The following is a 15,342-nucleotide window of genomic DNA, read 5'->3' as shown; positions in this document are numbered from 1 at the left end:
TGGAGCGCGATAGCTTCAGGCCGAATCGCCATCGCGCCCTGTTTTGTTGTTTGAGCATGATCTCCGCGCAGTCGATCGTTGTCGTCAAAACGACAGCTTGACGCCGTTTGGATTGTCGAGAACGTGCGCGAGGTGCTCGACGTCGAGTTCGCCCTCCCACTTCGAGACAACGATGGTAGCGACCGCGGTGCCGATGAAGTTGGTCAATGCCCGCGCTTCCGACATAAAACGGTCGATGCCGAGCAGGAGCGCAATACTGGCCACCGGCACGTGGCCGACCGAGCCAAGTGTCGCGGCAAGCACGATGAAGCCGCTGCCGGGGATTGCGGCAGCGCCTTTCGAAGTAAGCAGGCAGACCACGATGATGCCGATCTGTTGCAAAAGCGACAGCGGAGTATCCGTCGCCTGGGCAAGAAATACCGCCGCCATCGTGAGATAGATGCAGGTGCCATCGAGATTGAAGGTGTATCCGGTGGGTATGACCAGGCCCACGGTCGATTCGGAGCAGCCTGCCGCCACCATCTTGGCCATGAAGCGCGGCATGACCGATTCCGATCCGGAGAGACCGAACACCAGCAGCAATTCCTCCCGTAGATAGCGCACCAGCTTGACGACGCTGAATCCAGCAAGCCGCGCCACGACTCCGAGCCCCACGAAAATGAACAGCAGGCATGCTGCGTAGAACGTCAGCATGAATTGCGATAGCGTCAAAATGGTGCCGGTGCCGTATTTGCCAATCGTGAACGCCATGGCGCCAAACGCGCCGATCGGCGCGATCCGCATGATCATGCCGATCAGGATAAAGAAAACGCGCGAAAGCCGCTCGATCAAATCGAGCACTGGCTTGCCCTTGTCCTGAAACCGCTGCAATGCGACGCCGAACAGGACGGCGATGAACAGCACCTGCAGCGTATCGCCGCTCGTGAAGGCTTCTCCGACCGTGGACGGGATTACGTTCATCAGAAACGCGACGATGGACTGATCGTGAGATTGCGTGACGTAGGAGGCGACGAGTTTTGAATCGAGCGACTCAGGCGATACATGCATGCCGACGCCGGGTCGAAGGACGTTGACCACAATGAGTCCGAAGATAAGGGCGATGGTGGTGGTGACCTCGAAATAGAGCAGGGCCTTGACGCCGATCCGGCCGGCCTTGCGCATGTCGCCGAGGCTCGCGATGCCATGCACGACAGTGAGGAACACGATCGGCGCGATCGCCATCTTGATCATCTTGATCAAGGCGTCGCCGAGCGGCTTGAGCGCTATGCCGGCATCAGGCCAAGCGTAACCGATCAATGCGCCGAGTGCGATACCGATGAGGACCTGGATGTAAAGCTGCCCGTACCACCGCTTCGTCGCGATTTGAGCGCCGGCGGTGCTGTCACTGGTGATGGCTGACATGGTCTTTTCGCTTCCCCCCTTTGGATGCGTCGTCTGGTCCCAACGCGCGGTCGGCGCGGGGCGTCTGATTGGCCGCGAAGGTGGGGGGTGGGACCTGCAAGTGCAAACGAGTTAAGCTCAAGCAGTGTGAATATAAGTCACAGTCTCGAGCCGCGCGGCCTCGTCGGCTCATGTTGCCGGTGTCGCTGCATCGTTCATCCTGCCATCTGCACTTCAAACAGGCTTAAGGGAACGTTGAAACCGAGATCCCCTGAGCGTTATTGGATCAACCAACGTCCTGACCTGTGAGAATAACTCACATCAAGTCAGCATTACTCGTTTGCGGCTGCGGCCTGCCTTGGATGACAAACCGTTCCGAGGCCGGCCGAGACCGGCACCGCACAACGAGGAAAGACAACTGTTATGAGCAAACTCTCAGTAGCTGTGATCGGGGCCGGCATGGGCGGCCTCGCGACCGCGGCGGCACTTACGCGCGCTGGCGTGACCGTGCAGGTTTATGAACAGGCCGAGCAATTCAGTCGGCTCGGCGCCGGCATCCAGATCGGCTGCAACGCCATGAAAGTCATGCGCGAGTGGGGGCTCGAGCCCATGCTTCGGCGTGAGGTTTTCTATCCGCGTTCATGGAATAACAAGGCTTACGACACCGGCGAGGTTCTGTTCGACATGGTGTTCGGACCGTCGGCGGAGGAGAAGTACGGCGCGCCTTATCTGTTGGGCCACCGGGGCGATTTGCACTCAGCTCTTGCCAGTGCCGTGCCGGCCGATATCGTCAAGCTGAGCCATAAGCTGGTCGGCCTTGCCCAGCGTGCAGACGGCGCGGTCGATCTTGAATTTGCCAACGGGCAGAAATCAAGCTTCGATGCCGTGGTTGCTGCCGATGGCGTGCATTCTCTCGTCAAGGAAACCCTGTTCGGCCACAATAAGCCCAATTTCACCGGGCGCATCGCCTACCGGACGGTGTTTCCGGCATCGCTGCTCAACGGCTATCCGATCGACGATTGCACCAAATGGTGGGGACCGGACCGACACATCGTCATCTACTACGTCAAGCCGGACCGTAGCGAAGTCTATTTCGTGACCAGCCAGCCCGAACCCGGCTTCAACATCGAGTCCTGGTCCACCATGGGTGACGTGCGTGAACTGCGCGCTGCGTTCAAGGGCTTCCACCCGCAGGTTCAGCACGTGCTGGAAGCCTGTCCGTCCGTGCATAAGTGGGCGCTGGTCGATCGCGATCCGCTGCCGCGCTGGAGTGATGGCAACGTCACCTTGCTCGGCGATTCCTGCCATCCGATGACGCCCTACATGGCGCAGGGAGCCGCCATGGCAATCGAAGACGCTGCTGTGCTGTCGAGGTGCCTCAAGGGAGTCGATCGCGCTGGCGTCTCTGATGCTTTCCGTCGTTTCGAAGCAACCCGCAAGCCGCGCACGTCGCGCGTTCAGTTGAGCGCCCGTGCCAACACTTGGCTGAAGAGTCCGACCAATCCTGACTGGGTCTACGGCTATGACGCCTGGCATGAGCCGCTCGCCGATCTCGAACTCGCATGAAGCAAAGCGGAGGCAACGAAATGAGCGCCAATAGGCCGCGTAGCGAGAAGTTCGAGCGAGGACTTAAGACCCGGCAGGCGGTGCTGGGAGAGGAGTATGTCGAGCGGTCGCTGAAGGCCGCCGACGACTTCAGCTGGCCAGCGCAGCAGCTGGCCACCGAATATTGCTGGGACGAGATCTGGAATCGGCCAGATCTCGACAAGCGCAGTCGCAGCCTTTTGAATCTCGGGATGATTTCGGCATTGAACCGCCCGCACGAACTGAAGGCTCACATCCGCGGCGCGCTTAATAACGGTCTGACCAAGGCGGAGCTGCGTGAGGTGTTCATGCAGGTCACGGTCTATTGCGGCATGCCGGCCGGTCTTGAGAGTTTCCGCCTCGCCAGGGAAGTATTCAAGGAGATGGGTCTTGACGATTGAGCCGATCGTTATCGGTGACTGGCCGGGATTCACCCGGATTCCGGTGGCCACGCGGGCGGGAACCCTGAGTGTCCGCGTCGGTGGTCCCGTGGACGGAACGCCTGTTCTGTTCAACCACTCGATCCTCACGAGCAGCGCGATCTGGCACCGCCAGGCCGCGCGGCTCGCCGCGAGCGGCTGGCGTGTCCTGTGTCTGGATATGCGTGGACATGGAAAGTCGGCGGCGCCGGCAGGGTCTTATGCGATGGACGACCTCGTGGCCGATGACATTGCGGTGCTCGACGCCCTCGCGGTGAAGCGGGCGCATGTGGTAGGCGTGTCGCTCGGCGGCATGACATGCTTCGGCCTCGGCAGCCATCATTCCGATCGGCTTCTCAGCCTCTGCATCATCGCCGCCCGTGCCGATGCACCCGCGCCTTTCGCTGCGGCCTGGGATGATCGGATCGCCCTCGTTCAACGGGAAGGCGTTGCACCGCTGGCGCGGCCGACGGCGGCTCGCTGGTCTGGACAGGCGTTTCTCGACGGCCATCCGGCCATCGCCGCCGCGCTTCATGAATGCATTCTCGAGACCAGTCCGGTCGGCTTTGTCGGTTGCGCGCGTGCCATCCAGGGACTTGCCTATCTCGATATGGTCAATCGCATCTCCGTGCCCGTGACACTTGCGATCGGCACGCATGACGAATTGCTGCTGCAGCCGATGCGCGATCTTGCCGGCATCGTGCCTGGCAGCAAGCTCGTAGAGATCAACGGAGCAGGGCATCTGCCGCAGCTCGATCGTCCCGACGAGATGGAAGCGGTGCTGATGGGCCATCTGCAGGAGGCCAGCAGGGCGAGTTGACCGGCGGCGCTTGCAGGTTTTTCCGCAGCCCGCCTCGCGGAATTGGGGATCGGAACGATGGATGCAGATAAGGCGCGGGTCGACCTGATCAGGTCGCCCTACGACGGCTCGATCGTCGGCGAGATGCCGATTGCCGACGAAAGCGCGGTCGAGGCCGCGATCGTAACGGCCCAGCGCGGTTTCGAGACGATGCGCCGGTTGCCGCGGTTCGTCAGGGCCGACATCCTGCAACGCGCCTCGGAAATCCTCCGCGCCCGGCGCGACGAGGCTGTGCGGGTGATTTCCGCGGAAGCCGGCAAGCCGCTTTTCGATGCACGGGGCGAAGTTTCGCGGGCGGTCTTCAATCTGTCCAATGCTGCTGCGGAAGCGCGCCGGATCGCCGGCGAAGAGGTTCCGCTCGACATGGATGCCGGCATCTTCGAGTACCAGACCACCGGCGCGGATGGTACACGCATCGACCTCAGCAATGTTGACGCCGAGCAATTGCAGGCCGGATCCCGGCGCATCGGAATTGCCCGCCGTTTCCCGATCGGGCCGATCCTTGCGATCGCGCCGTTCAACTTCCCCCTCAACCTGGTGCTCCACAAAGTGGCGCCGGCGCTCGCCGTCGGAAACAGCGTCGTGCTGAAGCCTGCGCCGCAAACCCCGCTTACCTCGCTTTTGCTGGCCGAAATACTGCGTGAGGCCGGATTGCCGGATGGCGCGCTCGGCGTCGTCCACTGTCCGGTGCCGCTTGCCGAAAAGATGGTAAAGGACGAGCGGTTTAAGATGGTCACCTTTACCGGATCGGCAAAGGTCGGCTGGCACATCAAGGAGATCGCCGGCCGCAAGAGGGTTGCTCTCGAGCTTGGCGGTAATGCGGCCGTACTCGTGTTCGAGGATGCCGATCTTGAACTGGCCGCCACGCGATGCGTTCGCGGCGGCGTGGTTTACGGCGGACAATATTGCATCGGTGTTCAACGCATTCTGGTCGAACGGTCGGTTCATGATGACTTCTCGGCTCTGTTGCTTGCGAAGGTCGGGGCTTGCCGGGTGGGTAATCCGGGGGAAGAAGGGATCGATGTCGGTCCTGTGATCGATGAGAACTCAGCCATACGGATCCAAAGCTGGGTGGACGCGGCCAAGTCGAGCGGCGCTTCGGTACTGGCGGGCGGCAAGCGGGACCGTGCGGTCGTGGAACCGACAGTGCTTAGCAACACCCGGCCCGGTATGTTGATCGAGGATGAGGAAATCTTCGGACCCGTGCTGACGGTCAATCCGTTCGACAACTTCGCGGAAGCCATCTCGCGCGCCAACGCCACACGCTATGGGCTACAAGGTGGTATGTTCACGAACGATCTTCGCCGGGCTTTCCGGGCGCTCGAGGATTGGGATGTCGGCGGCCTGATGGTGAACGACGTTCCGATCTACCGCATCGACAACATGCCGTTCGGCGGCTGGAAGGAATCCGGTCTTGGCCGCGAGGGCACGCGCTATGCGATGCACGAGATGTCCGAAATCAAGCATCTTGTCATCAATTACAACTGAATTCGGGCGCGCCAAATTGCCACCATTCGGAACAAGGCCGCGAGCGCCAACCCGCCAGCGTTAACTGGCGTCGGTCATCGCAACGGATCGTACTGCATGACCGAAACGTACTCGCCGGAGTAGTATAGGAGTGGCGACGCTTCGGAGCGCGCATTGGCTGATGTTATTACGCCGACAAAGATCGAGTGGTCGCCGGCTTCGTATCGCTGAGTCAACCTTAGCTCCATCGTCGCTCCCGCGGTGGAGACAAGAGGCGCGCCGCATGGGCCTGAGACGATGGCGAGGTCGTCGACTTGATGGCGTTCCGGGCCTTTCGTGGAGAACCGCCGCGATATGCTTTCCTGACCGCGCGACAAAAGGCTTATTCCCACAATGTTCGCCAGCTCAATGAGGTGATGTGTATCGTTGGTGCGATTCACGCAAAACAGGGCGAGCGGTGGATTCAGCGACACTGGCACAAAAGACGTCGCCGTCATGAAATGCGGGCGGTCTTTCAGTCGCACTGAGATCAACACAACCGGTGCCGCATGTATCCGCATAACGACTTTGAACGTGTCGGATCCAATCACGCCAAGTCATCCTTTGCCGGCTCGTGGAACATCCTGCATGTCTAAGGTTCGCACATCGCTGATCAGCCGTTTTTCATGTGCGGGCGGATCTTCTCCCCAAAGTTCCGGGCGCCGGTGACGAAATCGGGAAAGCTGAACAGCATGCCGTCAATACCCGTTTCAGCGATGATGGAGTCGAGCTGAAGGGCCACCGCCTCGAAGGAGCCGTACACGGCAGGTATCGTCATGAAGGCGCTGTTGCCGTCTTTGACGGGGCGTGTCATGCCCTGGGTCTGATATTCCGAAATCCCGTTTGGGTTGGTATCGAGCATCGCGCTGCCGATCATGTTGGCGATCGCAGTGGTGTCGGCATGCCCGACGATATTTTGCGTCATCGCGGCAGCTTCGGCATCGCTCTCAGCGGCGATGACCTGGAATACAGCATAAGCGCCAACTTGCCGCCCGAACTCTTTGCCCGCGTTCTTGAGGTTGGCCACGATCTGCTTGAGACGGTCGGGGCCTGCCTGAACAAAGCTTCTGTCTCCGAATTCCGCAACGAAGCGCATGCCTGCGGGCGATTGTCCCGCGGATACAATTGGAATCCTGTGCCTGGGCAGGGGGGACGACTGACAGTCATCCAGATCGAAATTGGCTCCGTGGTAAGTGGTGCTGCCGTTCTCCCAAAGCGATCGGAGTACCGATAGATACTCCTTGGCGAATTCATATCGCTGCTTGTAATAAGCATCGCCGCGCCAAAGCCCCATCTGTTCGTATTCGGCCTTGTTCCAGCCGGTGACGATGTTCAGCCCGCATCGGCCTCCGCTGATGTCGTCGATGGTGGAGACCATGCGCGCGACTATCGCCGGATGCAGGGCGGGAAGTGTAACGGACGGAAACAATTCTACCCGCGATGTGGCGGCCGCAAGTCCGGCCATCAAGGTGAACGTCTCAAGGCATGCATCCCAGTAACCGGTATCGCCGCCAAAGCCGCGATACTTCATCATCGACAAGATCATGTCGAACCCCTGCGCTTCCGCCTCTATGGCGATGGCCTTATTGTGGGCGAAGGTCGGCATGTACTGCGGGCTGGCGCTGGACATGATGTAACCGTTCCGGCCATTGGGCATAAAGATACCGAATTTCATGCGAGCCTCTTGCTGGCGTTGTAACCGCTCCACAGACGTCGTGGAGTTGGTCCATGGGCGTGCCGCCGACGTCCATCATGTCAGACGACAGGACTTTCGACCGGCATGCTATCCAGCCGTCGTTTGGCCGCGCAACGCCGTTTTCCATGATTGCGTGCTCGCGCAATTGTTCGGCGGCGTGACACAAAGTGTGTCCGCGCATTGCCAGCATAGGTCTGATGTGGAAGACGGTATTTGCGGAAAGACGCCGACTCTTTGTGTCGGCGTGCCAACGGCAAGTATTTGATTGCTTACGCCCGACCCGCATCCTAGCCCTTAAGACCAATCGCTTCATCAAGCGGCAACGTCGCGAGAGGCGAGTTCGGGAATTGTGCATCAGATGGCTTCGACCGCCCCTGACATGATCGGAATCCACATCAGGTTCGAGAGGAAAAAATGTTTCGATTGAACGTCATATACAGAAGCGCCCGGCGCATCGTCCCGACCTTATCGACCTTGATGATCATGGGCGCTGCGACGGCCATGGCGCTCTCGGCGAGCACCGCGCAGGTCCATGCCAGCGCCAGCACTGGCAAGAAGATCGCGTTCCTCGTCACTGCACCCAATACGCCCTATCCCGGTGCGATGAAAAACGCCTTCATGGACAGCGCGAAGAAGTTCGGGATGAATGTCACAAGTTTCGAACAGATATTCGATGCGGCGCGTCAGGTTCAGCAATTCGACGACGCTATTGCCCGGAAATTCGATCTCATCGCTATCATGCCCGCGTCCGAGCAGGCGATCGTGCCGGCGCTCGTCCGGGCCAAGCGAGCGGGCATTCCCGTGATCGTCTTCAATTCCGCGCCGAAGCAGGGATCTGAGGATCTCTATTTGTCATTCATCGGCGAGGATGCAACGGAGATGGGACGCTTGGCAGGACAATCGATCCTGCAGGCTTTGAAAGAGAGCGGTCGGGACGGAGGCAAGGTTGCTCTCGTCACGGGATCTCTGCAGGAAGGTGTGGGCCCTCAACGGGTCGCGGGTATTCAAGAGGTGTTAAAGACGAACCCGAAGGTCAAGATCGTCGCCATCGAGGATGCGCATTGGAATCCCGTTGAAGGCGAGCGCATCGCAGGCCAGCTCTTTGCCCGGTTCGCGCCTGAGGGTGGCCTGGATGTGGTCTACGGAATGAATGACGATCTATCTGTCGCGGTTATCCGCGCCGCCGAAGCTGCCGGGATACCGCTCGGGTTGAAGCCGGGACAGCTGATCGTCACAGGAGGCAATTGCCTCGTCCGTGGCATTGAGATGATCAAGGCCGGCAAGCAGTACAGCACGGGTGTTCAGGTGCCTGTCCGTATCGGCGAAGGTCTGGCGCAGTTGATCGATGATCACTTCGCGGGAAAAACGCTGCCGAAGTTCGATTATCAGCCAATCGAAACTATCACGATGCAGAACATGGCCAAATGGGATGGGCCTTGCCATTATTGAGCGCGGGTGGCGTTCGCAATTTGCATTCTGGATTCAGCGATATGCAGCAGTCCGGCTCGGGCGCGATACTGTCAATTCGGGGATTGACCAAGAGATACGCCGGGGCGACGGCGCTGAATAATGTTTCGTTCACCTTGCAGGCCGGTGAGGTGCGCGCGATCTGTGGCGAGAACGGCGCCGGTAAAAGCACCTTTGTCAAAATGCTGATGGGCATTGTTCAGCCAGATGGCGGAATCATCTCGGTGGCGGGGACAGCACACGAGATTCGCGATGCACTGCAGGCGCAGAGCCTTGGCCTCGGCCTCGTCGCGCAGGAATTGAGTCTGGCTCCTGATCTTTCGGTCCTTGACAACATCTGGCTCGGCAGTACCGAGGTGCCTTTTTTCCATCGCAGGTCTTCGCTACGCGCGCGCGCGCAGCAGGCGCTTGCAACACTGGGTGTCGGAGACTGGGATCTTGATAGAACCGTTGGGGCGCTCTCGATCGGACAGCGCCAGATCGTCGAAATCGCACGATTGCTCGCGAGGAAGGCGCGCGTTCTCATTCTGGATGAGCCAACCGCCACTCTTTCGGATATTGAAATCGAGAAGTTGATGCAGGTCCTGCGGGCGATCAAGGCGCGGGGACACAGCATTATCTATGTTAGCCACCGCCTCGGTGAGGTTTTCGAGCTCTGCGATTCGGTTTCGGTTCTGCGCAATGGGGAGCACATCGTTACCAAACCGGTTCGCGAACTTACCCGGGAATCCCTGATCGAGTTGATGCTCGGCCGGGCGTTCGAGGAAATGTATCCGGAGCGCGCGGACGCATCCGCCGCTCACCACGGCGGCCTGCGGATCAAGAACCTGCACGTTCCGGGCGCTGTCGAAGATCTGTCTGTGACGGCGCCAAGAGGAAAAATCCTGTGCTTTGCGGGGCAGCTAGGCTCCGGCGCCACGGCGGTCACACGGGCTCTTGCGGGTCTTCATGACAAGGCCACTGGCGACATATCGATCGACGGCCGCACGATTCGGCTTGGATCGGCGCGCCCGATTTTGGCGGGTGAAGTTGTCTTCGTGACCGAGGACCGGGCGGGTGAGGGCATCTTTCCGGAACTGCCGGTGCGCGACAATCTCGTTGTCTCGAAATTGGCCATATGCAGCCGATGGGGCGTCATCTCCTGGCGGGCGGTCCGCAAGCTTGCGGACGATCTCGCGGCGCAGGTGACCGTCACATGCGCTCATCTGGGCATCAAGTCTGGGTATCTCAGCGGGGGCAATCAACAGAAACTTTTATTTGCGCGGGCCGTGGGACGCGCGACCCCCGCGGTTCTCGTGATGAATGAGCCGACAAGGGGAATCGACATCGGCGCCCGCGCGGAAATCTATCGTTTGATGCGGCGGCTTTGCGGTGAGGGGTACGTTCTGTTGATGGCGTCCTCCGACATCGAGGAGGTCGTAGGCATGGCGGACATTGTTGTTACGCTGTATCGCGGCCGTGTCGTTGCCTGTTACGAGGGCGCGGCCGTCCGGATGCCATCGATACTCCGGGACATCGCCAATCCAGACATCCCGGACGGACAGGTCGCGTGATGCGGAAAGCAATTTTGCGTCTGGTTCCTCCGGCGATGGGTTCGATCACGCCACTGAACCGGTTCCGCAGGCTGGATGGATCCCAAATTCGCGCCATTTTGCATGCGGTCTTTATCCTCGCGCTGATGATTGCGGCCCTGGCTACTCCCGGTTTTCTCTCCGGTCCCGCCCTTCAGTCGCTTCTCACGACGATATCATTCATCGGGTGTGTCGCCGTTGGGATGACGCTTGTTACGATCAGCGGGAACATCCTCGCGCTCAGTCTGGGAGCAACAGTCGGCGCATCCGCGCTGGTCGTCATAGCGGCCTCAAACCGTTCAGGACTGGCAGAAGCTATTCCGCTTGCCTTAATGTTTGGATCAATGGTCGGGGCAGTCCAGGGAGCCTTGATCGGCTGCCTGCGTGCAAATCCGATTATCGTCACCATCGCTACCTCGGTCCTGATCTACGGCGCCGCGCAGCCCATTACCGGGAATGCTGCTTTCTATGCGGTTTATCCGACCTCCGACTCGCTACTCAACGCGCGCCTGCTCGGCATGCCGATCGAGTTCGTGGTGTTCGTCGCCATCCTGCTCATCTGCCAGTTTCTTCTCTCCTTCACCGTGTTCGGCAGAAATGTCTTCATGGTCGGCGATAGCTTCAACGCCGCCAGGGCAGCCGGTCTCCGGCCATGGGCGACGATCATCGGGGCCTATTCCTGTGCGGGCGCATTCAGTGCGATTGCCGGCATCATGCTGGCGCTTCGCTATGGACGCGCGAGCATGGAATTCGGCCTGGGATACGATTATTCAGCGATAGCTGCAGTGCTTGTGGGCGGTACCGCAATTTCCGGAGGGCAAGGCTCGGCGATACGGACATTTGCCGGGATGATGATCATTGGCATCGTTCAGGTTGTGCTTCTGCTTCAGGGCTTCCGGCAGGAGTGGCAATATCTCATTACTGGCGTGATCGTCCTTGGGGTCGTCTTGCTTAGTCCCCCGGCGGGGAGATAGTCGTCTTGCGCTTGCTCTCCCACAATCAACACACCCGGCCTGTTGTCCTTCTTGCGACCGTGTTCGCCTGTTTCGCGCTCTTCGATTTCAATCAGGGGCGATTTCTCAGTATTGCGACGCTGACGAGCGAACTCGACACGTTCTGCACGATCGGGCTAGTCGCGCTCGGCCTCGGCGCGACGATGGTCATCGGCGAGTTCGATCTGTCAGTTCCAGGTGTGTTCGGCATGGCGGGCTGCATCGCGGTGCTGTCCGGTGTCGAACACCCGGCGATGGGTTTTCTGCTTGCTGTCCTCGCGGGCTTGTCGGCTGGAATTATCCAGGGTCTGCTCATTCATCGTCTTCGGTTGACCTCGATAGGCGTGACCCTGGGAGGGCTGCTCATCACCGTCGGCGTAGCGTATGTGCTCACCGACAGCGCCTCGATTCCTTACGATAATCTCGACGTAGCCCTGGCGATGAATGACCAGTATGCCGGCGTCTTTACCTCGCGCACGCTGATGACCATTGCCGTGTTTGCGATCGTTGCCGTGCTGGCCTCCATTACACGCATCGGCCGTGATGTTGTTGCCACGGGAAGCGACCGGAATGCTGCGCTTGTCGCGGGTGTCAATGTCGGTGGGATTCTGGTCGGCATCTTCGCGTTTTCAGGCGCGCTTTCCGCGATGTCCGGCGCGCTGCTGAGTTACAGCCTGGCTTCGGCGTCCCCGGCAGGGTTGTCCGATGTCCTCGTCCCCGCGGCCACCGCCGCGATCATCGGTGGCGTTTCGCTCGGTGGGGGAACCGGACGGCCGCTTGGCATCGCAGCCGGCGTGCTGACGCTTGCCGCATTTCGATCCGGTTTCAGCGCCATCGGCGCCGAGCCATGGGTTAGCGACATAACCACCAGCGTTGCGCTTCTTTTTGTTTCTGTGCTGGACGCGCCGGCCCTTGCGGGACGTTTTCGGCGTCTGATGCACCTCGGTGACCCGGCAGACCTCAAATGACGTTTTCGTCCATTAAGTAAGGATCCCAAATGACTGATGTTCAGGAAAACAACGACGATGCCTTCTTTCGGGAACGCGGATTCGGTCTGCGAATAGGCTTTGGGAAGCGGCCCGCGCTGATCGTTATCGACATGATCAAGGCTTTTACCGATCCATCGATGATGCTCGGTGCAAATCTCGATTCACAAATCGCAGCGGTCACGCCGCTGCTGACGGCTGCCCGTGGGAGCAATGCTCCGATTTTGTTTTCAACCGTCATCTACAATGACGTTGATTTCCGTGACGCCGGCATCTGGGCGTTGAAGCAAAAAGGCGTTGTCACGCTCAAAGGCGGAGGGGATAGCGTTCATATCGACCCACGCCTCGATTATCGTCCTACGGATAGTCTGCTCGTCAAGAAATACGCGTCATGTTTCTTCGGAACTGACCTGGTTTCCCGGTTGCTCAGCCGGGAAGTCGACACGCTCATCATTACCGGTTGCACCACGAGCGGATGTGTCCGCGCGACCGCGGTCGATGCCGTCCAAAGCGGATTCCGTCCAATGGTCGTGCGGGAATGCGTCGGTGACCGATCGGCCAGCGCGCACAAACAGAGCCTGTTTGATCTCGACGCCAAATATGCCGACGTCGTTTCTCTCGACGAAACGCTGAATTATCTCCGTGGAATATAGGAAACATTATGTCAAAAGCAGCGAGCAATCCGATCACCCATGATCGATTTGACTATTCGCCTATCGTTGATCGTCCAGTTCTTCGATGGCCGAATGGCGCGCGCGTTGCGGTCTGGGTGATTCCGAATATTGAACATTTCATGTTCGATCGGCCTTCGACATCGATTACCGCTGTTACGACCCGCTTTGTGCCGGACGTGCTTAACTATTCATGGCGCGATTATGGAGTGCGCGTCGGTATATGGCGAATGATGGAGGTGATGGAGAAATATCGAATCCGGGGTACGGTCGCGCTGAATTCCGATGTCTGCGAACATTATCCGCGGATCATCGAGGAAGGCAACAATCTCGGTTGGGAATGGATGGGGCATGGCAAGAACAACTCCATCCTCATGGCGGAGAAGGACAAGGACGAAGAGCGGGATCTCATCAGTCACGTCGTCAAGACGATCACGGCCGGGACGGGAAAACACCCGCGAGGCTGGCTCGGTCCGGCGCTCACCGAAACGCACAATACGCTGGATATACTTGCCGAAGCCGGGATCGAATATGTGTGTGACTGGGTCAATGACGAGCAGCCATATCCGATCCGGGTCAAGAGCGGGTCTTTGCTTTCGATTCCCTATTCCAGCGAGGTCAACGATATCCCTGCGATCCTCGACGGAAAACAAAGTGCGGAGTCGTTTGGACAGATGATCAAGGACCAGTTCGACGTTCTTTACGAAGATGGCGCGTCAACCGGGCGTGTGATGTCTATTTGTCTCCATCCGTTTCTGATCGGTCACCCGTTCCGGAGCAAGTATTTTGCCGAAGCATTACAGCATATTACCTCCCGACAGGACGTGTGGCTGGCGACCGGATCCGAGATCATCGACTGGTATCGACAAAACAATGGCTAGGAATTCGCTCATGGAATGCCTTGAAGGCTTTTGAGGCCCTTGTCGGCGAGGCGTTCCTGCTGGCTGGTATGGTTTTTGCTTTAATCGTGGTGGGACCTCCTAAGGAGATCAGCCATGGTTGCGTCTGTTCATCATCAGGTCAGGGGCTTATCGATAAGCGGGTTGTGGCAAGCCAAGCTGAGAGAGCTGATTGGCAGCCACGATGCGAGTGTTGGAGACGATTGCTATTTTGAGGGAGATGTCAGGTCTTTCGGTCTTGGGAGCCTCCATCTCACGAATGTGCAAAGCTTGCGCGAGGCATCTCGCCGGACGCCGCAACACGTTCGGCAGGATCCTCAGGACAAATATATATTGGTGAATGTCAGAAGCGGCATCGTCCGTCTCCGGCAGCAGAGGTCGGAATGTGAAATGACGGCGGGCTCGCTGACGCTGTATCGGACGGATGTGCCGTTTGAGTGGGAGCATCGCGACAGCGCTTCGGTGAGAAGCGTCGCTATTCCTGCCGCGGCGCTACGAGCCCGGTTGCGCAATATCGACTCGTATCTGTTGCGGCCTCAATCCGGACAGAACGGGGTATGGCGGATTCTGTCGGATATGCTCGGTTCTCTCAGCCAGCAGTGTCATTCCATTCCCCTGACCGCGACCCATACCCTGGCGGCGCAACTGATCGAACTCCTGGGAGTCGCGATTGAGATCGGCGACGAAGATGGTGTGTCGCTTGGCACGGAGACGACACGCAAGGCGAGTTACCGCAACTGCGTGAATCTGATCCGGAGCAATCTGGCCGACGATCTCACGCCAGAGAAAATAGCTCGCACGGCAGGCTTATCCGTGCGGTCGTTACATCGCCTGTTTCAGGATGTCGGAGAACCTGTGGGCACTTTCTTGCGCAACGCCCGTTTGGAGAAATGCCACCGGGATCTGGCTGACCCCGGCAAGTTTCACTTTTCGATCGGTGAAATTGCGTATCAGGCCGGGTTTCGAAGTCAGGCTCATTTCGCAAATATATTCAAAACACGATACGGAATTTCCGCGGGCGAATGGCGGCGGTCAGCGCAACTACGTTGAATATTATTATGGCATTGTAGCCTGCACAGCCGATGCGGGTAGCCATGTATCCGTCCACGTAAGCGGCAATCAGGGCGGTGATCGCCCTCGTTTTACGCAAAAACCTATGCCGAGAACCACCACGCCCGAATTGCCGGATAGCGGTTACGCCATGCTGCTTGACGGTCTCATGAAAGTGGAATTCGAAATTACTGAAGGCAGTCGCTACGGGGGGCGCCCTTAAGCGCAAGTTCCAGTCTTCGGTCGGGTCTAGGTGAAGTGA

The 15,342-nt window shown here is 59.0% G+C and carries 14 protein-coding genes; 11 read left to right on the top strand and 3 right to left on the bottom strand.

Annotated elements, in window-relative coordinates; genetic code table 11:
- Window positions 1-84 precede the first annotated feature (84 nt).
- Window positions 85-1,401: a dicarboxylate/amino acid:cation symporter gene (locus tag HB630_RS18635; protein ID WP_213773742.1), complete on the bottom strand. Its 1,317-nt coding sequence runs from the start codon at window positions 1,399-1,401 to the stop codon at window positions 85-87.
- A 402-nt stretch (window positions 1,402-1,803) separates the two neighbouring features.
- Between HB630_RS18635 and HB630_RS18630 the strand changes: the two genes are divergently transcribed.
- The 4 genes from HB630_RS18630 to HB630_RS18615 are packed head-to-tail and all read left to right on the top strand — an operon-like array spanning window position 1,804 to window position 5,730.
- Complete coding sequence (locus tag HB630_RS18630; RefSeq protein WP_213773741.1) at window positions 1,804-2,946, top strand: FAD-dependent monooxygenase; 1,143 nt, start codon at window positions 1,804-1,806, stop codon at window positions 2,944-2,946.
- Between the two features lie 20 nt (window positions 2,947-2,966).
- A complete protein-coding gene (locus tag HB630_RS18625; RefSeq protein ID WP_213773740.1) occupies window positions 2,967-3,365 on the top strand; it encodes a carboxymuconolactone decarboxylase family protein in 399 nt (132 codons plus the stop codon).
- A complete protein-coding gene (locus tag HB630_RS18620; RefSeq protein WP_213773739.1) occupies window positions 3,355-4,203 on the top strand; it encodes an alpha/beta fold hydrolase in 849 nt (282 codons plus the stop codon). Before HB630_RS18625 ends, HB630_RS18620 begins: the two co-directional genes overlap by 11 nt.
- Before the next feature lie 57 nt (window positions 4,204-4,260).
- The gene (locus tag HB630_RS18615) at window positions 4,261-5,730 is read left to right on the top strand and encodes an aldehyde dehydrogenase family protein (RefSeq protein ID WP_213773738.1); all 1,470 of its coding nucleotides are present in this window, start codon (window positions 4,261-4,263) and stop codon (window positions 5,728-5,730) included.
- A gap of 74 nt (window positions 5,731-5,804) precedes the next feature.
- On the opposite strand, the gene HB630_RS18610 is transcribed toward HB630_RS18615, so the two are convergent.
- Window positions 5,805-6,299 (bottom strand): flavin reductase family protein, encoded by a 495-nt coding sequence (locus HB630_RS18610; RefSeq protein WP_213773737.1) that lies wholly within the window; start codon window positions 6,297-6,299, stop codon window positions 5,805-5,807.
- 62 nt (window positions 6,300-6,361) lie between these two features.
- Window positions 6,362-7,423: an LLM class flavin-dependent oxidoreductase gene (locus HB630_RS18605; protein ID WP_213773736.1), complete on the bottom strand. Its 1,062-nt coding sequence runs from the start codon at window positions 7,421-7,423 to the stop codon at window positions 6,362-6,364.
- Between the two features lie 435 nt (window positions 7,424-7,858).
- Between HB630_RS18605 and HB630_RS18600 the strand changes: the two genes are divergently transcribed.
- The 7 genes from HB630_RS18600 (at window position 7,859) to HB630_RS18570 (ending at window position 15,080) form a co-directional block, all read left to right on the top strand.
- Entirely contained in the window at window positions 7,859-8,893 is a 1,035-nt protein-coding gene (locus HB630_RS18600) for a sugar ABC transporter substrate-binding protein (RefSeq protein WP_213773735.1), read from the top strand.
- 41 nt (window positions 8,894-8,934) lie between these two features.
- Window positions 8,935-10,464 carry a sugar ABC transporter ATP-binding protein gene (locus HB630_RS18595; RefSeq protein WP_213773734.1) on the top strand — a complete coding sequence of 510 codons (1,530 nt, stop codon included), beginning with the start codon at window positions 8,935-8,937 and terminating at the stop codon, window positions 10,462-10,464.
- Window positions 10,464-11,456 (top strand): ABC transporter permease, encoded by a 993-nt coding sequence (locus tag HB630_RS18590; protein ID WP_213773733.1) that lies wholly within the window; start codon window positions 10,464-10,466, stop codon window positions 11,454-11,456. Before HB630_RS18595 ends, HB630_RS18590 begins: the two co-directional genes overlap by 1 nt.
- 5 nt (window positions 11,457-11,461) lie before the next feature.
- Window positions 11,462-12,442 carry an ABC transporter permease gene (locus HB630_RS18585; protein ID WP_213773732.1) on the top strand — a complete coding sequence of 327 codons (981 nt, stop codon included), beginning with the start codon at window positions 11,462-11,464 and terminating at the stop codon, window positions 12,440-12,442.
- 29 nt (window positions 12,443-12,471) lie between these two features.
- Window positions 12,472-13,113, top strand: coding sequence for an isochorismatase family protein (locus HB630_RS18580; RefSeq protein ID WP_213773731.1), 642 nt, complete (start codon window positions 12,472-12,474; stop codon window positions 13,111-13,113).
- Window positions 13,114-13,121: 8 nt separating this feature from the next.
- Window positions 13,122-14,012: a polysaccharide deacetylase family protein gene (locus tag HB630_RS18575; protein ID WP_213773730.1), complete on the top strand. Its 891-nt coding sequence runs from the start codon at window positions 13,122-13,124 to the stop codon at window positions 14,010-14,012.
- A gap of 114 nt (window positions 14,013-14,126) precedes the next feature.
- The gene (locus tag HB630_RS18570; protein ID WP_213773729.1) at window positions 14,127-15,080 is read left to right on the top strand and encodes a helix-turn-helix domain-containing protein; all 954 of its coding nucleotides are present in this window, start codon (window positions 14,127-14,129) and stop codon (window positions 15,078-15,080) included.
- Window positions 15,081-15,342 lie beyond the last annotated feature (262 nt).

This window comes from Bradyrhizobium sp. dw_78, assembly GCF_018449525.1.
Taxonomy (GTDB): Bacteria; Pseudomonadota; Alphaproteobacteria; order Rhizobiales; family Xanthobacteraceae; genus Bradyrhizobium.
The sequence above is the reverse complement of the archived record's forward strand: the minus strand, read 5'-3'. Positions and strand labels throughout refer to the sequence as shown.